This is a genomic window from Streptococcus sp. 79, from assembly GCF_013277425.1.
Classification (GTDB): Bacteria; Bacillota; Bacilli; order Lactobacillales; family Streptococcaceae; genus Streptococcus; species Streptococcus pseudopneumoniae.
In genome coordinates, this window is sequence record NZ_VMMW01000004.1 from 1 (window position 1) to 18,275 (window position 18,275).

The window sequence follows — 18,275 nt, forward strand, 5'->3', positions numbered from 1 at the left end:
ATATCAAGGCGAGTCAATATTATTTAGAGTCCCTTTATAAGCTTTTACGAGAAAAGTTGTTAGAACAAGCTCTTCTTCATGCGGATGAAACCTCTTATCGGGTCTTAGAAAGTGATAGCCATCTGACCTACTATTGGACTTTTTTGTCTGGGAAAGCTGAGAAGCAAGGAATCACGCTGTACCACCATGATCAGCGTCGAAGTGGTTCAGTAGTACAAGAATTCCTAGGAGATTATTCTGGATATGTGCATTGTGATATGTTGCGGCAGTAACTTAGGACTTTAGTCCTCTAGTTCTGCCTATGCGATAGCAGTCCAAGGTTTAGGAGCAAGGCGACGCTAAGCTTGGTAAACTGCGAACCGCTAGAAGCTTATCGTCAACTGGAAGAAGCTGAACTTGTTGGATGTTGGGCGCATGTGAGAAGGAAATTTTTTGAAGCGACCCCCAAACTAGCAGACTCTCGTAAACAAAGAGGTTTTAGAGGCTTGTTTACCATGTACTAAAGTTGTACAAGAAAAGTGCAAATAAGAAATCTCCAGATTAGGAACTATCCGTGAGTTCTCTAGTCTGGAGATTTTTCAATATACTTCGTTATTGGGCGGTTACAGTTGAAATAGTACACTTTGATTTCTAAGACATTGTTAGAAATTGGTTTAAATTCCCTAATCAATTTGCGCATGTTTTATTTCATTTTACGATAGTACGTTGAAACTTTTCAAAAAGTACTAGAAATTGACTTGGATCCCCCAATTGATTTGTTCAGATTCACTATAAATAAAAAATTAATAAGTGGGATAGGAAGTTAGCGTCAACTAGGATAGTATCTTGCTTAAACACAGTATATATGGGACTGATATAAGTCCATAGGCCCTATTAGAGGATGTTCTGGTGTCTTATTTACTTGTTTTTTATAGCATCAGTAGATAGAATCAGCAAATAAAAAAGTAGTTCAAATGCCTGGCAGCAAAAAATCTCAACGATTCACTTAATATAGACTAAAGTTTAGAGTTTAAGGAAAGTAGGGCTAATATATTGTATGAAAAATAAGATTGTTTTTAAGCAAAACTCTTGAAAATGATTGAAAAAAGAGTTATTATAGATGTATAGTAAAAAGCAAACGCTTACTTAATCAAGGAGGACAGTTTATGTCATACAAAACAAGCAATGCAGAAGGGCATGTAGATTTCATTAATACCTATGATTTGGAGCCAATGGCGCAACAAGTGATCCCTAAAGCAGCATTTGGCTATATTGCTAGTGGGGCAGAAGATACTTTCACTTTAAGAGAGAATATCCGTGCCTTTAACCACAAACTCATCGTTCCACATACGCTTTGCGATGTTGAAAATCCAAGTACAGAGATTGAATTTGCAGGTGAAAAACTATCCTCACCAATCATTATGGCGCCTGTTGCGGCTCATAAATTAGCGAATGAACAGGGTGAAGTGGCGACTGCGCGTGGTGTGCATGAGTTCGGTTCTCTTTATACAACCAGTTCTTACTCTACTGTTGACCTTCCAGAGATTTCTGAAGCCCTTCAAGGGACACCTCATTGGTTCCAATTTTACTTTAGTAAGGATGACGGTATCAACCGCCACATCATGGACCGTGTGAAGGCTGAAGGTTATAAGGCGATTGTCTTGACAGCAGATGCTACTGTAGGGGGCAATCGTGAGGTGGATAAGCGTAATGGTTTTGTCTTTCCAGTTGGTATGCCGATTGTTGAAGAATACCTACCAGAAGGTGCTGGTAAATCAATGGACTTTGTTTACAAATCAGCTAAACAGCGCTTGTCTCCACGCGATGTAGAATTTATCGCTGAATACTCAGGACTTCCTGTTTATGTCAAGGGACCACAATGCCGTGAGGACGTTGAGCGTTCACTTGCTGCGGGAGCTTCTGGTATCTGGGTAACCAACCACGGTGGTCGTCAAATCGACGGTGGACCAGCTGCTTTTGACTCGCTTCAAGAAGTGGCAGAAGCAGTTGATAGACGTGTGCCAATTGTCTTTGACTCTGGTGTTCGTCGTGGTCAACACGTCTTTAAAGCCTTGGCTTCAGGAGCAGACTTGGTAGCTATTGGTCGCCCTGCTATTTATGGTTTGGCTCTTGGTGGTAGTGTTGGTGTGCGTCAAGTCTTTGAACACTTGAATGCGGAATTGAAGACAGTTATGCAATTGTCTGGAACTCAGACCATTGAAGATGTCAAACACTTCAAACTTCGTCACAACCCATACAACCCAACCTTCCCAGTTGACCCTCGTGACTTAAAATTGTATTGATAAAAGAGATTGCCTCCACTGAATGTGGAGGTTTTTCTTCGTGTATTGGAAGAATAAATCGCTATCAAAAACTATATAAAGATATTTTTCGGTCAAATATCTTGCTAGGGCTTTCAATTTCTGTTATAATGGTCTAGTAATTAAATAATAAAGACATTTGGGGTGCTTTAGGCTGAGATGATACCCATTGAACCTGATACAGTTAAGACTGGCGAAGGGAAATGTGAACAGTTTTTTTCGTATGGTGAAATGAACGGTCTAATCTTGTAAGTCAACTCTAATTCTTGATTGTAATTGGAGTTTTTTTGTTTATATAAAACTGGGTAGGCTTGTTTAGGTAGCTCTCTGCAAATGCCCTCGATGTTCTTTAAAAGGATCAAGTGGAATTACGATTTTACTTGGTATTTCTTGGTGTTTTATTAATTACTAACAAGTAAAGAGAGGAGAAGTAAATATGGAAACACAGGTTTATGCATTTCAGCCAGGTTTGACTGTTGGAGAATTATTAAAAAGCAGTCAGAAGGATTGGCAGGCTGCAATCAATCATCGTTTTGTTAAGGAACTTTTTGCAGGGACAATTGAGAATAAGGCCTTAAAAGACTACCTGATTCAAGATTATCACTTCTTTGATGCCTTTTTATCCATGTTGGGTTCCTGCGTAGCCCACGCAGACCAGCTTGAATCCAAGCTTCGTTTTGCCAAACAACTAGGCTTTCTTGAAGCAGATGAAGATGGCTATTTCCAAAAGGCTTTCAAAGAGTTAAACGTATCTGAGAATGACTATCTAGAAGTGAGCTTGCACCCTGTAACAAAAGCCTTTCAGAATCTAATGTACTCGGCAGTGGCTTCATCAGACTATGCCCATCTTTTGGTCATGCTGGTCATTGCAGAAGGACTCTATTTAGACTGGGGTTCTAAAGCTTTGGCTCTTCCTGAAGCCTATATTCATTCGGAATGGATCAATCTCCACAGAGGTCCTTTCTTTGCAGAGTGGGTTCAATTTCTGGTTGACGAACTCAATCGTGTCGGAAAAGGTCGAGAAGATTTGACAGAGCTTCAGCAACGCTGGAATCAAGCGGTCGCTTTAGAATTAGCCTTTTTTGATATTGGTTATGATGCCTAGAGAAAGTTTAGGATAGTTACAAATTTGATGAGGTAAATCATTCAATGTAAATGAAAAAAATTTCTTAACAAAAGATAGAGATAAACCGAAATCAGTAGATCGTATAAAGTGAAAAGGAAGGAATTCAATATGACAAGTTTAAAATTATTAAAAGAAAAAGCACCATTGGTCATTTGCATCACCAATGATGTGGTAAAAAATTTCACAGCAAATGGATTAGTAGCACTAGGTGCATCACCAGCTATGAGCGAGTACCCAGCAGACTTAGAAGATCTATTAAAATATGCTGGAGGATTATTGATTAACATTGGGACTTTAACGGATGATAATTGGAAATTATACCAAGCTGCTCTGAAAATTGCAAAGAAATATAATGTCCCAGCAGTTTTAGATCCTGTAGCCTGTGGAGCAGGAGAATATAGAAAAAAAGTAGCAGATGATCTAATCAACAATTATAAACTAGCAGCGATTAGAGGAAATGCTGGCGAGATTGCTTCTTTAGTAGGTATAAATGTGGCATCTAAAGGAGTAGATAGTGCGGGCGTAGATAATATTGACGAAATTGCTCTAGCAGCAAATGAGAAGTTCAATATTCCAATAGTAGTGACTGGAGAAGTTGATGCGATTGCTGTTAATGGAGAAGTGGTAACGATTCATAATGGTAGTGCCATGATGCCAAAAGTCATTGGGACAGGATGTTTATTAGGGGCAGTGGTAGCAAGCTTTATCGGACTAGAAAAAGGTCAAGAATTGAAATCATTAGAAACAGCAATGTTGGTTTACAATATCGCTGGAGAAATAGCAGAAAAACGTCCAAATGGACATCTTCCTGGAACATTTAAAGTTGAATTTATAAATGCCTTATACGAGATTACAGATGAAGATGTAAAGGAATTCAAAAGAGTGAAGTAAGATGTTTCATAAAGAATTACTAAAACTATATTTTATTTGTGGAACGACTACTTGCCAAGGAAAAAATCTATATACAGTCGTTGAGGAAGCTTTAAAAGGTGGTATAACCTTATTTCAATTTCGAGAAAAAGGTGAGGGTGCTTTAGAAGGCTTAGAAAAACTTGAGCTAGCTATCCAAATTAAAGAACTTTGTAAAAAATACAATGTTCCATTTATCGTTAATGACGATATAGATTTAGCAATGGAAATTGACGCCGATGGCGTACATGTAGGTCAAGATGATATTGGTGTTGATGAAATTAGAAAATTGATGCCAGATAAAATAATTGGTCTTTCTATAAAAAACGAGAAAGAATTTCAACAGTCAAAAGTTGAATATGTAGATTATGTTGGTGTTGGTCCTGTATTTGATACCCAGTCAAAAGATGATGCTGGTGGCGCTATAGGTTATGAAGGTCTTAAATTGATGAGAAAACTATTGCCACAAATGCCCTTAGTTGCAATTGGTGGGATACAGACGCAACATATTAAAGACATTATGAAGACCAATGTTGACGGTGTTTCAATCATTTCAGCAATATCGTATGCAAAAAATATAGAAAAAACTGTTCGAGAAATGAGTGAACAATAGGTATCTATCCTTGGATTCTAAGTAAGTGGAAGTTTTCCTTTTCTAAAAAGATATGTCCAGATTCAGTTTAAATAGCTAATCTATCAAACAAGACATTTGGTTTTTGCAAAAGAAAGATCTGCTGTCTTTGTGAGTGCAAGGCTGTATTTCCAGTTCAATTTCTTGAACTAGTATAAAATGTGTGTTATAATAATCATACAATTAAATAATAAAGACATTTGGGGTGCTTTAGGCTGAGATGATACCCATTGAACCTGATACAGTTAATACTGGCGAAGGGAAATGTGAAATGTTTTTTTCGTATGTCGAAAAGAACGGTCTAATCTTGTAAGCTAAACTCTAATTCCTATCTGTAATTAGAGTTTTTTCTTTTACGAAACTGGATGAAGGTGATATAAAGCCTTTTGGTAGCTCACCTTGAGTGCCCCACTTTTCTTTAAAAAAGGAGTTTTTTATGTTGAAAAAATGGCAGTTAAAAGATGTTATCTTGCTTGCTTTCTTGTCTATCTTTTTTGGTGGGGTTTTCGTTGGTTCAGGATATGTGTATAATATTCTCAGCCTACTCTTAACACCTCTTGGTTTGCAGGCCTTTGCCAATGAAATCCTCTTCGGTCTCTGGTGTATGGCTGCGCCCATTGCTGCCATCTTTGTTCCGAGAGTCGGAAGTGCAACGATTGGAGAAGTACTAGCTGCGCTTGCTGAAGTCCTTTATGGTAGCCAATTCGGTCTAGGCGCTCTTTTGTCTGGCTTGGTTCAAGGTTTGGGAAGTGAACTTGGTTTTATCGTAACCAAGAATCGCTATGAGAGTTGGCTCTCTCTAACTGCCAATAGTATTGGGATTACGCTTGTTAGCTTTGTCTATGAATACATTAAGTTAGGTTACTACGCCTTTTCCCTTCCGTTTGTCCTTTCCTTGCTTGTGGTACGTTTTATTTCTGTTTATTTCTTCTGTACCATCTTGGTTCGTGCCATTGTCAAACTCTATCATCAGTTTGCAACTGGAGGAAAAGCATAGATGGGTCTGGAATTACGGGAGATTCAGTCCCCAATTTTTTCGGAACCGATTGATTTTACTTTTCATGAGCAAGCCTTTACCTTGTTAGTTGGGAGCAGTGGTTCAGGGAAATCGAGTCTCTTTCAAATGATCGCCCAAGTCAGTTCTCTTCCCTATAGCGGTCAAGTACTGATAGATGGGAGCGAAGTCAGTCAGCTTTCTATCATCGAACGTGTCCAAACGGTTGGTATTCTCTTTCAAAATCCCAATCATCAGTTTACCATGGAGAATTTGTTTGAGGAGCTGATTTTTACCTTGGAGAATATCGGCTATCACCTTCAGGAAATTGATTCTAAAATAGCAGAGGTGGTTCTACAATGTCGCTGTGAGAAGATCTTGCACCGTCCCATCCATCACTTATCAGGTGGGGAAAAGCAAAAGGCTGCACTGGCTGTTCTCTTTGCTATGAATCCTAGGGTCTATCTATTGGATGAGCCCTTTGCTTCCATTGATCGCAAGAGTAGGATAGAGATATTGGAGATTCTAAAAGAGTTGGTCTCTAATGGGAAGACAGTTATTTTGTGCGACCATGATTTAACGGACTATGAAGCCTATATCGACCATATGGTGGAGCTAAGAGACGGACAACTAAGGGAAGTGTTTCAAATCCCTTCCTCTGAGATGATACAGGTTGCTTCAAAGAAAGTTGCTTCTAGCCCGGAATTGTTACATATGGATCGAATGACTTGTGAGCTGGATAAGCGCTCCCTCTTTTCGATTATTGATTTCAGATTTTACCAAGGAATTTCCTGTATCCTGGGTGACAATGGTGTCGGGAAATCAACCCTCTTTCGGTCTATTCTTCAATTTCAAAAGTATAAGGGACGCATTACCTGGAAGGGGACAGTCCTGAAAAAGAAAAAGAGTTTGTACCGTGACCTGACGAGTATTGTTCAGGAAGCTGAGAAGCAGTTTATCCGAGTCAGTCTGCGAGAGGAACTTCAATTAGATGGACCTGATTCTGAAAGAAATCAGCGTATTCTTCAAGCCTTACGATATTTTGATTTGGAGCAGTCACTCGATAAGAGTCCCTATCAATTAAGTGGTGGCCAGCAAAAGATTCTTCAGCTCTTGACCATCTTGACTAGTAAGGCTTCCGTGATTTTGCTAGATGAACCTTTTGCAGGTTTGGATGATAGAGCCTGCCATTATTTCTGTCAGTGGATTGTGGAGGAGAGGAATCAAGGAAGAAGTTTTTTGATCATTAGCCATCGTTTAGATTCTTTGATCTCTGTGGTTGATTATTGGATTGAGATGACTAGTCAGGGTCTCAGTCATGTGAAAGAAGTGACCATTGCCAAACCACTCACATCTCAGAGTAGCAATACTCAAGGGGAGGTGAGATAGTATGGTCAAAGTAGCAACCCAGACACCAATTATCAGTCTCTTCTTGCTGATTTTATCCTTGGAAACATCTTTCATTCCTTCGATTGCTCTGAATCTTTCGGTAGTCGCATTCTGTATTTTCTTTATGCTCTATTACCGTCGATTTAAGATGTTGGCTTGGATGATTCTGCTTGCCATTTTGCCATCCTTTGCCAACTACTGGGCAGTTCAGTTACATGGAGATGTTTCGCAGGCGGTCATGCTTGGAACGAGGGCCTTTGTGACAGTTTGTATCGGACTTGTCTTTATTTCCTCTATTTCACTAAAAGAGCTTCTCTTGTACTTGGCTCAAAAGGGGTTATCACGGTCATGGGCCTATGCCTTGATTGTGGTATTCAATTCCTTTCCCCTTATTCAGCAAGAAATCAAGTCCCTCAAGGAAGCTTGCTTATTACGCGGTCAAGAACTACATTTTTGGTCGCCCTTGATTTACAGCAAGGTTCTGATGACAGTCTTTAGGTGGCGCCATCTTTACCTGAGAGCTCTATCGGCGCATGGATATGACGAACATGCACAGGTGGAGAATAGCTATCGGACTTTTTATATTCCTAAAAGGACAATATTCATCTACCTGCTGTTCTTTTTATTGCTTCAAACCAGTCTATTTTTATAAAGGAGTTATTATGGAATTTACAGATATTGCGATGGAATTATCCAAGGAAGCTTGGCAGGCTTCCTTTCATCATCCCTTTATTTTACAATTACAAGAGGGGAATTTAGAACCTGCCATTTTCCGCTATTACCTGATTCAGGATGCCTACTATCTGAAGGCCTTCTCAGAAATCTATCACCTTTTGGCTGATAAGACTTCAAATCAAGAGATGAAAAGACTCTTGAAACAAAATGCTCAGAGTCTAGTGGAGGGTGAGTTGTTTATCCGCCAACAATTTTTCAAGGAATTGGAAATCAGCGATCAGGAAATGGAGCAACATCCAATCGCTCCCACCTGCTATCATTACATTTCTCACATTTATCGGCAATTTGCAGAGCCAAACTTGGGCATTGCCTTTGCAAGTTTGCTACCTTGTCCTTGGTTATACCATGATATAGGCAAATCACTTAATCTTAAACCATCACCAAATCCTCTCTACCAACAATGGATTGAAACTTATATTACGGATGAGTTAGAGCAACAGATCAGAGAGGAGGGAGCGCTGGTCAATCAACTCTATCGCGAAAGTGATGAGACAGACAAGAAAAAAATGCTAGATGCCTTCCACATCAGTGTTCACATGGAAGCCAAGTTTTGGCAAATGGCCTACCAACACCAGACATGGAAGAGCGATTTACAGTCTTTAGAAACAGGAGAAGAATAGAAATATGAGAAAGCACCAACTACAAGTTCACAAATTAACCATTTTATCTATGATGATTGCCCTTGATGTAGTCCTTACACCTATCTTTCGGATTGAGGGAATGGCACCGATGTCCAGTGTAGTCAATATTCTAGCAGGAATCATGATGGGACCTGTTTATGCTTTGGCTATGGCTACAGTGACAGCTTTTATCCGTATGACAACTCAAGGGATTCCACCTTTAGCTCTTACAGGAGCAACTTTTGGAGCCCTCCTGGCAGGTCTCTTTTATAAGTATGGTCGAAAATTTCATTATTCCGCTCTAGGAGAGATTGTGGGAACAGGTATCATTGGTTCTATTGTTTCCTATCCTGTTATGGTACTCTTTACAGGATCGGCTGCTAAGCTTAGCTGGTTTATCTACACTCCTCGATTTTTCGGAGCAACCTTGATTGGTACAGCGATTTCCTTTATTGCTTTTCGATTTTTAATCAAGCAGGAATTCTTTAAAAAAGTGCAGGGATATTTCTTTGGTGAAAGGATAGAATGATGCAGGAATTGATAAATCCTTTTCCTCTGGAAACGAGTTCTCTTATTCACTGTATGACCAATGAGATTTCTTGTGAGATGCTGGCAAATGGGATTTTGGCTCTGGGATGCAAACCTGTCATGGCAGATGATCCCCGTGAGGTTCTTGATTTTACTAAGCAAAGTCAGGCTCTCTTCATCAATTTGGGGCATTTGTCAGCTGAGAAGGAGAAAGCAATCCGTATAGCAGCTTCTTATGCAGCTCAAGTTTGTCTTCCAATGGTAGTAGATGCGGTTGGCGTAACGGCTTCCTCCATTCGTAAGAGCTTAGTTAAAGACCTCTTAGACTATAGCCCAACGGTCCTTAAAGGAAACATGTCAGAAATTCGAAGTCTTGTTGGCTTAAAACACCACGGCGTTGGGGTCGATGCGAGTGCTAAAGATCAAGAAACGGAGGATTTGCTTCAAGTCTTGAAAGACTGGTGTCAGACCTATCCTGGTATGTCATTCTTAGTCACTGGCCCCAAGGATCTTATCGTTTCGAAGAATCAGGTTGCTGTATTGGAGAATGGCTGTGTAGAGTTAGACTGGATAACAGGGACAGGAGACTTGGTTGGAGCCTTAACAGCTGTTTTTCTCAGCCAAGGAGAGACTGGTTTTGAAGCTTCTTGCTTAGCAGTCTCTTATCTCAATATCGCTGCTGAGAAAATAGTTGTTCAAGGAATGGGATTGGAAGAATTTCGTTACCAAGTACTCAATCAGCTTTCGCTCCTCAAAAGAGATGAAAATTGGCTAGATACCATCAAAGGAGAGGTTTATGAATAGAGAAGCACTTAGACTATATCTGGTAACCAATCGTTATCAAGATTCCGTGGAAAGCTTTCTTGCAAAAGTTGAGACGGCCTGCCGTTCAGGGGTTACCATAGTCCAATTGCGAGAAAAAAATCTCACAACCAATCAATATTATCAACTGGCAAAACAAGTCAAGGAAATAACAGATGTTTATCAGGTACCCTTGATAATCGATGATCGGTTGGATGTTTGTCTTGCGGTTGATGCTGCTGGTCTGCATATCGGAGATGATGAATTACCCGTTTCGGTTGCCCGACAAGTCTTGGGACCTGATAAAATCCTAGGTGTCACCGCTAAAACGGTTAAAAGAGCTCTGGAAGCAGAAACATCAGGTGCAGATTACTTGGGGACAGGAGCCATTTTCCCAACTACCACCAAGGAAAATGCGCCCATTACTCTGATATCAACCTTGAAAACAATTTGCCAAACGGTTGCCATTCCAGTAGTTGCTATTGGAGGCTTGACTTCAGAGAACATTGACCAGCTTATGGGCACTGGCATAGCTGGAGTAGCAGTCGTACGCGATCTGATGCAGGCAGAAGATATTGAGGCAAAAACGCAAGCCTTTTTAACGAAGTTGGATGACATTATTTCCTAACTAATACTCAATGAAAATCAAAGAGCAAACTAGGAAGCTAGCCGCAGCTTGCCCCAAGCCCTGCCTTGAGGTTTTAGATAAGACTGACGAAGTCAGCTCAAAACAGTGTTTTGAGGTTGCAGATGGAAGCTGACGTAGTTTGAAGAGATTTTCGAAGAGTATAAAAACTCTCTAATTCCCTTAAAGTGGGAACTAGAGAGTTTTTTTAATCTTTAAAGCTTGTATGGTTGACTGGGCCAGAACCATGACCGAGTTGAGGGGCGTCTTGGATGGCTTTTGTGATAAAGGCCTTGGCCTTATCAACTGCCTGGTAAAGGCTCTTGCCCTTGGCTAGTTCAGCCGTAATCACTGCAGCAAAGGTACATCCAGTACCATGGGTGTGACAGGTTTGAATTCGTGGGCTTTCCCAGACAAATTGATCATCCTTGGTAAAGAGGAAATCCTTGGCACCGCCTTCGAGATGCCCGCCTTTAATAACAACGGACTGAGGACCAAATTCTTTTAAAATCAGGCGACCAGCACGCTGCATGTCTTCGGGGTCATGGATTGAAAAACCAACAATCTCTTCTGCCTCAGGAAGATTGGGCGTGATAATGGTTGCAAGGGGAAGCAGGTTTGTTTTGAGATAGTCTCTAGCAACTGAGTCGATCAAGGCATCTCCGCTAGTCGCTACCATAACTGGATCTAAAACATAGGGACAATCCAGCTTTTTAAGATAGGGCTGGATGATTTCCATGATTTCGGTAGTTGCCAACATCCCAGTTTTTACAGCCTGAGGTGGAATATCAGAAAAGACACTGTCCAATTGGGCTTTCAACATTTGAGGAGAAACGTGCTCGATCAATTGAACACCTCTGGTATTTTGAGCGACAAGACTGGTTACAACAGCCATTCCATAGACATCTCTAGCTTGGAACGACTTTAAGTCAGCCATAATGCCAGCACCACCACTAGGGTCAGTACCTGCAATGGTCAAAGCAACGGGTAAATAAGTCATCTAAAACCTCCCAACCAACTGAAGTTTGTATTCTTAAGAACAAGCTAATCTGTTTCAGGAAGGCAATAGAAGACTGCTAGTCCCCATTATCATTTCCACTTCCATCAGCTAGCATTACCTAGATTGAGTCAAAGGGTCTAACAGTCGTTAATCTCAGCTTTACGCACCCCTAGTGGTTGTTTTCTTTTTTCTTTAGTATAGCATATTTTTATTGTTTATATAGTAATATTTGACTGCAAATCGTTTTTCAAATGATTAAAATCCTATTTTTCAAATAAAATATTGATTTCATAATTGACAAATGTAGACTTTAGGAGTATACTAAGAAACATAATTGACAAATGTAGATTTTGGAGGTGTGATGATGCAGATTTCAGATGCAGAATGGCAGGTCATGAAGATTATTTGGATGCAGGGGGAGCAGACCAGTTCAGATTTGATTAGGGTTCTGGCGGAGCGGTTTGACTGGTCCAAGTCCACAGTTCAAACTCTTTTGGCTCGTTTGGTTGAGAAAGAGTGTCTGACGAGGAAAAAAGAAGGCAAGTCCTTTGTCTATTCAGCCCTTTTAACTTTGGACCAAAGTCGGGATTTACTTGTCCAAGATATTAAGGACAAGGTTTGTTCCCGTAGGATTAAGAACTTGTTGGCTGATTTGATTACTGAATGTGATTTTACTCAGGCTGACTTAGAAGACTTGGAAGCTGTGATTTCTGAGAAGAAATCAAACGCTGTGACAGAAGTAAAATGTAATTGTATGTAAAGGAGACGTCATGTTAAATAGTATTGTAACCATTATTTGTATTGCCCTTATCGCGTTTATCTTGTTTTGGTTTTTCAAAAAGCCTGAAAAATCTGGACAAAAGGCCCAGCAAAAAAAGGGCTACCAAGAGATTCGAGTGGAAGTCATGGGAGGCTATACGCCTGAGTTGATTATTCTCAAGAAATCAGTGCCAGCACGCATTGTCTTTGACCGCAAGGATCCTTCACCCTGTCTGGATCAAATTGTTTTTCCAGATTTTGGTGTACATGCGGATCTGCCAATGGGTGAAGAGTATGTAGTGGAAATCACGCCTGAGCAGGCTGGAGAGTATGGTTTCTCTTGTGGCATGAATATGATGCACGGTAAGATGATTGTAGAATAGGAGAATGATATGACTGAAATTGTAAAAGCAAGTCTTGAAAATGGTGTTCAAAAAATCCGTATCACGGCAGACAAAGGCTACCATCCAGCCCACATTCAACTGCAAAAAGGAGTTCCTGCTGAGATCACCTTTCACCGTGTGACACCTTCAAACTGTTATAAGGAAATTCTGTTTGAAGAAGAAGGCATCTTAGAACCAATCGGCGTAGATGAGGAGAAAGTCATTCGTTTTACACCTCAAGAATTAGGCCAACATGAATTTTCTTGTGGCATGAAGATGCAAAAGAGGAGTTATACCGTAGTTGAGAAGACTCGAAAATCTCTATCACTTTTACAGCGTTTTTGGATTACTAGTATCTTTACTGTGCCTCTTGTGATTCTCATGATTGGGATGTCGACAGGAGGAATTAGTCACCAAGTCATGCGTTGGGGCACCTTTTTAGCCACAACACCGATTATGCTAGTAGCAGGTGGTCCTTATATCCAAAGTGCTTGGGCTAGTTTTAAAAAGCACAATGCCAACATGGATACCTTGGTTGCTCTGGGAACCCTAGTGGCCTATGGTTATAGCCTAGTTGCCCTCTTCGCTGGTCTCCCCGTTTACTTTGAAAGTGCTGCATTTATCTTCTTCTTCGTTCTTATGGGAGCCGTTTTTGAGGAGAAAATGCGGAAAAATACTTCCCAAGCTGTGGAGAAATTACTTGACTTGCAGGCTAAAACTGCAGAAGTCTTGCGTGAGGATAACTATGTTCAAGTCCCCTTGGAGCAAGTCAAGGTAGGTGACCTGATTCGAGTGCGTCCCGGTGAAAAGATTGCGGTTGATGGTGTCGTAGTAGAAGGTATCTCTAGTATTGACGAATCCATGGTGACAGGTGAGAGTCTGCCTGTGGACAAGACAGTTGGAGATACCGTCATTGGTTCAACCATCAATAATAGTGGAACACTTGTTTTTAGAGCAGAAAAAGTTGGTTCAGAGACTGTTTTGGCTCAGATTGTGGATTTTGTGAAGAAAGCTCAGACAAGTCGTGCGCCGATTCAGGACTTGACGGATAAGATTTCAGGGATTTTTGTCCCAGCAGTTGTCATTTTAGGGATTGTGACCTTTTGGGTTTGGTTCGTCTTGCTCAGGGATAGTGTAGTTGTGCTTGGAGCGAGCTTTGTGTCTTCGCTTCTCTATGGAGTAGCAGTTCTGATTATTGCCTGCCCTTGTGCCTTGGGACTTGCAACACCGACAGCCCTTATGGTGGGGACAGGTCGCAGTGCCAAGATGGGAGTTCTCCTCAAAAATGGAACGGTTCTACAGGAAATCCAGAAAGTCCAAACTATTGTCTTTGATAAAACAGGGACTTTAACGGAAGGAAAACCTGTGGTGACAGATATTATTGGCGACGAGGCAGAGGTGCTTGGATTAGCAGCCTCCTTGGAAGAAGCTTCTCAACACCCACTGGCTGAGGCCATTGTCAAGCGAGCGACTGAAACTGGATTTGAGCTTCACACTGTTGAAAATTTCCAAGCCTTGCACGGAAAAGGTGTTTCAGGACAAATCAATGGAAAACAAGTTTTGCTTGGAAATGCTAAAATGTTGGATGGCATGGATATTTCTAGCATTTATCAAGAAAAACTAGAACAACTGGAAAAAGAAGCTAAGACAGTTGTGTTCTTGGCTGTTGACAATGAAATCAAAGGCTTGCTTGCTCTGCAAGATATTCCTAAGGAAAATGCTAAGCTTGCCATCAGTCAGTTGAAAAAACGAGGTCTTAAAACAGTCATGCTGACAGGAGACAATGCAGGTGTGGCGCGTGCTATTGCCGATCAGATCGGAATCGAAGAGGTCATTGCAGGTGTCTTGCCAGAAGAAAAAGCCCATGAAATTCATAAACTACAATCAGCTGGTAAAGTAGCCTTTGTTGGGGACGGTATCAATGATGCCCCTGCCCTCAGTGTAGCAGATGTGGGAATTGCTATGGGGGCTGGAACAGATATTGCCATCGAGTCAGCAGATTTAGTGTTGACAATCAATAACCTCCTAGGCGTGGTGCGTGCCTTTGACATGAGTAAGAAAACCTTTAATCGAATTCTGCTCAATCTTTTCTGGGCCTTTATCTACAATGTCGTCGGAATTCCGATTGCAGCAGGAGTCTTTTCTGGTGTTGGACTGGCGCTCACTCCAGAATTGGCAGGTCTAGCCATGGCCTTTAGTTCTGTATCTGTTCTGACTAGTTCACTCTTACTAAACTTTAGTAAAATAGACTAAAAGTAATGACTAGATTTCTTTGTTATAAAACAGGAATGGCAGCACTTTCAAAACTGTATTAGAATAGAAAGTAGAGAGTTTTGAGCAGATTTTTAGAAAAGTCAACATAAATATGATATAGTGGAATAGTAAAAATTTGGAGAACGTTTCCAATTCTATGTAATCGTATTCTCCAAGTCTAAAAAATTGAAGGAGAGTTATCACTATGACTCAAGGAAAAATTACTGCATCTGCAGCAATGCTTAACGTATTGAAAACATGGGGCGTAGATACAATCTACGGTATCCCATCAGGAACACTCAGCTCATTGATGGACGCTTTGGCTGAAGACAAAGATATCCGCTTCTTGCAAGTTCGCCATGAAGAGACAGGTTCTCTTGCAGCGGTTATGCAAGCTAAATTCGGTGGCTCAATCGGGGTTGCAGTTGGTTCAGGTGGTCCAGGTGCGACTCACTTGATTAACGGTGTTTACGATGCAGCTATGGATAACACTCCATTCCTAGCGATCCTTGGATCACGTCCAGTTAATGAATTGAACATGGATGCTTTCCAAGAATTGAACCAAAACCCAATGTACAACGGTATCGCTGTATACAACAAACGCGTAGCTTACGCTGAGCAATTACCAAAAGTAATCGACGAAGCTTGCCGTGCTGCAGTCTCTAAAAAAGGTCCAGCTGTTGTGGAAATCCCAGTAAACTTTGGTTTCCAAGAAATCGACGAAAACTCATACTATGGATCAGGTTCATACGAGCGTTCATTTATCGCTCCTGCTTTGAACGAAGTTGAAATCGACAAAGCTGTTGAAATCTTGAACAATGCTGAACGTCCAGTTATCTATGCTGGTTACGGTGGTGTTAAAGCTGGTGAAGTGATCACTGAATTGTCACGTAAAATCAAAGCACCAATTATCACAACTGGTAAAAACTTTGAAGCTTTCGAATGGAACTATGAAGGTTTGACAGGTTCTGCTTACCGTGTTGGTTGGAAGCCAGCCAACGAAGTGGTCTTTGAAGCAGACACAGTTCTTTTCCTTGGTTCAAACTTCCCATTTGCTGAAGTTTACGAAGCATTCAAGAACACTGAAAAATTCATTCAAGTTGATATTGACCCTTACAAACTTGGTAAACGTCACGCCCTTGACGCTTCAATCCTTGGTGATGCAGGTCAAGCAGCCAAAGCAATCCTTGACAAAGTGAATCCAGTTGAATCTACTCCATGGTGGCGTGCAAACGTGAAGAACAACCAAAACTGGCGTGATTACATGAACAAACTCGAAGGTAAAACTGAGGGTGAATTGCAATTGTATCAAGTTTACAATGCAATCAACAAACATGCTGATCAAGACGCTATCTACTCAATCGACGTAGGTGACACTACTCAAACATCTACTCGTCACCTTCACATGACACCTAAGAACATGTGGCGTACATCTCCACTCTTTGCGACAATGGGTATTGCCCTTCCTGGTGGTATCGCTGCTAAGAAAGACAATCCAGATCGCCAAGTATGGAACATCATGGGTGACGGTGCATTCAACATGTGCTACCCAGACGTTATCACAAACGTTCAATACGACCTTCCAGTTATCAATGTTGTCTTCTCAAATGGTAAATATGCCTTCATCAAGGACAAATACGAAGACACAAACAAACACTTGTTTGGTTGTGACTTCTCTAATGCTGACTATGCGAAAATCGCTGAAGCGCAAGGTGCTGTAGGATTTACAGTTGACCGTATCGAAGACATCGATGCAGTTGTTGCAGAAGCTGTTAAACTCAACAAAGAAGGTAAAACTATTGTGATCGATGCTCGCATCACTCCACACCGTCCACTTCCAGTAGAAGTACTTGAATTGGATCCAAAACTTCACTCAGAAGAAGCTATCAAAGCCTTCAAAGAAAAATACGAAGCAGAAGAACTCGTACCATTCCGTCTCTTCTTGGAAGAAGAAGGGTTGCAATCACGCGCAATTAAATAATTCCTCTCGCCGAAAATCAAATATGAAACTTGTAGACTTTATTCTTTGATTTTCATAGAGCGGAACTTTAAAAGATCGGAGCAATCCGGTCTTTTTATGGAGGAGAGTAAATGAATTTAAATCAATTAGATATTATCGTTTCAAATGTTCCCCAAGTCTGTACTGACTTGGAGCATATATTGGATAAAAAGGCAGATTATGCTGATGATGGTTTTGCTCAGTTTACGATTGGCAGTCACTGTCTGATGTTGTCTCAAAATCATTTGGTTCCTTTGGAAAACTTTCAGTCAGGAATCATTATTCATATCGAGGTTGAGGATCTAAATCAGAATTACCAACGTTTAAAAGAGATCGGTGTCGAGATTTTACACGGTCCTTGTGAAACGGATTGGGGAACAGAATCCTTGATTGTAAAAGGTCCTGCTGGTCTAGTGATTGATTTTTATCGTATGAAATAGGACGCTTAGTCATTTGACGTTAACCTTAGCTATTTTTAAAACAGAAATTGAGAATACGAACTATTGAAAAGATCGGAGCAATCCGGTCTTTTTATTATAAAGAAATTGCATATAATACTCATCTGCTTTCAAAAAGCATTCTAGTCCATCTCCGATTAACGATGGACTTTATCACCTCCTTCTCCAGTCCTTGTATAACATCTTGAAGTTGATTCATGATATCTTCCAATATGGGCATCAACAGCTCCATAACAATAGCAAAATTCTCGTATATAGTGACTATGGATATGTGGACCTACTCCCATTGGAGCCCAACAAGATCCCAGTTTACTGATTCTACCGAAACCAGCCTCATCTTGGTACATCAAGCGAACCTTACGAAAAGGTCTACTGGTTTTAAAGCGCTTTCTTTTCTTCTTGAATTGAGATTTTATTTTTAGACGCGACAATGGTTTGAGAGTCTACTTTCTTGGGATGTGCTGGACGTGGCCTAATATTTCGCCAACCATGGTGCTTCAAGAGCTGATAGAAGGTATCACGTGTGTAGGAAGAACCTAACTCCTTTTTATAAGCCTGAAATAAGGCATCAATTGTAACAAATTCTCCTGCCTCTGCAGCCTTCAAATGGCGGGCAAGAAAGACTTTCTCTTCCTCAACTGTCATATATGCATGGTTACGACCACCACGTGTTTCTTGAAGGAGAGAATCGAGTACGAAATCCTCCTATTTTTTTACAGTTGGCCAAATCGTTGTTTGCTTAGAGTCTAAAAGCTCTATAATCTC

The 18,275-nt window shown here is 40.7% G+C and carries 18 protein-coding genes, 2 pseudogenes and 3 riboswitches; of the genes and pseudogenes, 18 read left to right on the top strand and 2 right to left on the bottom strand.

Features of this window, described 5'->3' with window-relative positions; all coding sequences use genetic code 11:
* Positions 1-56 precede the first annotated feature (56 nt).
* The 13 genes and pseudogenes from HT729_RS11860 to HT729_RS12335 all read left to right on the top strand — a co-directional run bounded on the left by HT729_RS11860 (position 57) and on the right by HT729_RS12335 (position 10,794).
* Positions 57-503, top strand: a pseudogene (locus HT729_RS11860) (transposase).
* A 642-nt stretch (positions 504-1,145) separates the two neighbouring features.
* Entirely contained in the window at positions 1,146-2,282 is a 1,137-nt protein-coding gene (gene lctO / locus HT729_RS01970) for an L-lactate oxidase (protein WP_000120708.1), read from the top strand.
* Between the two features lie 148 nt (positions 2,283-2,430).
* Positions 2,431-2,519, top strand: a riboswitch (TPP riboswitch).
* Positions 2,520-2,736: 217 nt separating this feature from the next.
* Positions 2,737-3,405, top strand: coding sequence for a TenA family protein (locus HT729_RS01975; RefSeq protein WP_023941460.1), 669 nt, complete (start codon positions 2,737-2,739; stop codon positions 3,403-3,405).
* A 129-nt stretch (positions 3,406-3,534) separates the two neighbouring features.
* Positions 3,535-4,317, top strand: a complete 783-nt coding sequence (thiM, locus tag HT729_RS01980; protein WP_172931603.1) for a hydroxyethylthiazole kinase — start codon at positions 3,535-3,537, stop codon at positions 4,315-4,317.
* Between the two features lies 1 nt (position 4,318).
* Positions 4,319-4,948 carry a thiamine phosphate synthase gene (gene thiE, locus HT729_RS01985; RefSeq protein WP_172931604.1) on the top strand — a complete coding sequence of 210 codons (630 nt, stop codon included), beginning with the start codon at positions 4,319-4,321 and terminating at the stop codon, positions 4,946-4,948.
* Positions 4,949-5,157: 209 nt separating this feature from the next.
* Positions 5,158-5,246: riboswitch (TPP riboswitch) on the top strand.
* 156 nt (positions 5,247-5,402) lie between these two features.
* On the top strand, positions 5,403-5,963 hold the full coding sequence (locus HT729_RS01990; protein ID WP_000915290.1) for an ECF transporter S component: 561 nt from the start codon (positions 5,403-5,405) through the stop codon (positions 5,961-5,963).
* Positions 5,964-7,349, top strand: coding sequence for an ABC transporter ATP-binding protein (locus HT729_RS01995; RefSeq protein ID WP_172931605.1), 1,386 nt, complete (start codon positions 5,964-5,966; stop codon positions 7,347-7,349).
* Position 7,350: 1 nt separating this feature from the next.
* Positions 7,351-8,001 carry an energy-coupling factor transporter transmembrane component T gene (locus HT729_RS02000; protein WP_101514667.1) on the top strand — a complete coding sequence of 217 codons (651 nt, stop codon included), beginning with the start codon at positions 7,351-7,353 and terminating at the stop codon, positions 7,999-8,001.
* Between the two features lie 10 nt (positions 8,002-8,011).
* Entirely contained in the window at positions 8,012-8,704 is a 693-nt protein-coding gene (gene tenA / locus HT729_RS02005; protein WP_172928419.1) for a thiaminase II, read from the top strand.
* A 4-nt stretch (positions 8,705-8,708) separates the two neighbouring features.
* Entirely contained in the window at positions 8,709-9,233 is a 525-nt protein-coding gene (gene thiW, locus HT729_RS02010) for an energy coupling factor transporter S component ThiW (protein WP_001225551.1), read from the top strand.
* Positions 9,233-10,036, top strand: coding sequence for a hydroxyethylthiazole kinase (locus HT729_RS02015; protein ID WP_172931606.1), 804 nt, complete (start codon positions 9,233-9,235; stop codon positions 10,034-10,036). The genes thiW and HT729_RS02015 overlap by 1 nt, the downstream gene beginning before the upstream one ends.
* Complete coding sequence (gene thiE / locus HT729_RS02020; RefSeq protein ID WP_172931607.1) at positions 10,029-10,661, top strand: thiamine phosphate synthase; 633 nt, start codon at positions 10,029-10,031, stop codon at positions 10,659-10,661. The genes HT729_RS02015 and thiE (HT729_RS02020) overlap by 8 nt, the downstream gene beginning before the upstream one ends.
* Positions 10,662-10,671: 10 nt before the next feature.
* Positions 10,672-10,794, top strand: a complete 123-nt coding sequence (locus HT729_RS12335; RefSeq protein WP_258953717.1) for a hypothetical protein — start codon at positions 10,672-10,674, stop codon at positions 10,792-10,794.
* A 72-nt stretch (positions 10,795-10,866) separates the two neighbouring features.
* Here the strand turns inward: HT729_RS12335 and thiD are convergent, their stop codons facing one another.
* Positions 10,867-11,658, bottom strand: coding sequence for a bifunctional hydroxymethylpyrimidine kinase/phosphomethylpyrimidine kinase (gene thiD, locus HT729_RS02025; protein WP_000221735.1), 792 nt, complete (start codon positions 11,656-11,658; stop codon positions 10,867-10,869).
* 83 nt (positions 11,659-11,741) lie between these two features.
* Positions 11,742-11,839: riboswitch (TPP riboswitch) on the bottom strand.
* A 183-nt stretch (positions 11,840-12,022) separates the two neighbouring features.
* On the opposite strand from thiD, the gene HT729_RS02030 reads away from it, so the two are divergent.
* The 5 genes from HT729_RS02030 (at position 12,023) to HT729_RS02050 (ending at position 17,492) form a co-directional block, all read left to right on the top strand.
* Entirely contained in the window at positions 12,023-12,418 is a 396-nt protein-coding gene (locus HT729_RS02030; protein WP_050211745.1) for a CopY/TcrY family copper transport repressor, read from the top strand.
* Positions 12,419-12,428: 10 nt separating this feature from the next.
* Positions 12,429-12,800, top strand: a complete 372-nt coding sequence (locus tag HT729_RS02035) for a cupredoxin domain-containing protein (protein WP_000935055.1) — start codon at positions 12,429-12,431, stop codon at positions 12,798-12,800.
* A 9-nt stretch (positions 12,801-12,809) separates the two neighbouring features.
* A complete protein-coding gene (locus tag HT729_RS02040) occupies positions 12,810-15,053 on the top strand; it encodes a heavy metal translocating P-type ATPase (protein WP_172931608.1) in 2,244 nt (747 codons plus the stop codon).
* Positions 15,054-15,258: 205 nt separating this feature from the next.
* The gene (gene spxB, locus HT729_RS02045) at positions 15,259-17,034 is read left to right on the top strand and encodes a pyruvate oxidase (RefSeq protein WP_023941447.1); all 1,776 of its coding nucleotides are present in this window, start codon (positions 15,259-15,261) and stop codon (positions 17,032-17,034) included.
* A 110-nt stretch (positions 17,035-17,144) separates the two neighbouring features.
* A complete protein-coding gene (locus tag HT729_RS02050) occupies positions 17,145-17,492 on the top strand; it encodes a VOC family protein (protein ID WP_023941445.1) in 348 nt (115 codons plus the stop codon).
* Between the two features lie 118 nt (positions 17,493-17,610).
* Here the strand turns inward: HT729_RS02050 and HT729_RS02055 are convergent.
* Positions 17,611-18,275: pseudogene (locus tag HT729_RS02055) on the bottom strand (winged helix-turn-helix domain-containing protein); the annotation flags it as partial.

Coding starts and splice junctions, on each gene's coding strand:
- lctO (WP_000120708.1), top strand. CDS start 1,146: ATGTCATACAAAACAAGCAATGCAGAAGGGCATGTAGATTTCATTAAT.
- HT729_RS01975 (WP_023941460.1), top strand. CDS start 2,737: ATGGAAACACAGGTTTATGCATTTCAGCCAGGTTTGACTGTTGGAGAA.
- thiM (WP_172931603.1), top strand. CDS start 3,535: ATGACAAGTTTAAAATTATTAAAAGAAAAAGCACCATTGGTCATTTGC.
- thiE (WP_172931604.1), top strand. CDS start 4,319: ATGTTTCATAAAGAATTACTAAAACTATATTTTATTTGTGGAACGACT.
- HT729_RS01990 (WP_000915290.1), top strand. CDS start 5,403: ATGTTGAAAAAATGGCAGTTAAAAGATGTTATCTTGCTTGCTTTCTTG.
- HT729_RS01995 (WP_172931605.1), top strand. CDS start 5,964: ATGGGTCTGGAATTACGGGAGATTCAGTCCCCAATTTTTTCGGAACCG.
- HT729_RS02000 (WP_101514667.1), top strand. CDS start 7,351: ATGGTCAAAGTAGCAACCCAGACACCAATTATCAGTCTCTTCTTGCTG.
- tenA (WP_172928419.1), top strand. CDS start 8,012: ATGGAATTTACAGATATTGCGATGGAATTATCCAAGGAAGCTTGGCAG.
- thiW (WP_001225551.1), top strand. CDS start 8,709: ATGAGAAAGCACCAACTACAAGTTCACAAATTAACCATTTTATCTATG.
- HT729_RS02015 (WP_172931606.1), top strand. CDS start 9,233: ATGCAGGAATTGATAAATCCTTTTCCTCTGGAAACGAGTTCTCTTATT.
- thiE (WP_172931607.1), top strand. CDS start 10,029: ATGAATAGAGAAGCACTTAGACTATATCTGGTAACCAATCGTTATCAA.
- HT729_RS12335 (WP_258953717.1), top strand. CDS start 10,672: ATGAAAATCAAAGAGCAAACTAGGAAGCTAGCCGCAGCTTGCCCCAAG.
- thiD (WP_000221735.1), bottom strand. CDS start 11,658: ATGACTTATTTACCCGTTGCTTTGACCATTGCAGGTACTGACCCTAGT.
- HT729_RS02030 (WP_050211745.1), top strand. CDS start 12,023: ATGCAGATTTCAGATGCAGAATGGCAGGTCATGAAGATTATTTGGATG.
- HT729_RS02035 (WP_000935055.1), top strand. CDS start 12,429: ATGTTAAATAGTATTGTAACCATTATTTGTATTGCCCTTATCGCGTTT.
- HT729_RS02040 (WP_172931608.1), top strand. CDS start 12,810: ATGACTGAAATTGTAAAAGCAAGTCTTGAAAATGGTGTTCAAAAAATC.
- spxB (WP_023941447.1), top strand. CDS start 15,259: ATGACTCAAGGAAAAATTACTGCATCTGCAGCAATGCTTAACGTATTG.
- HT729_RS02050 (WP_023941445.1), top strand. CDS start 17,145: ATGAATTTAAATCAATTAGATATTATCGTTTCAAATGTTCCCCAAGTC.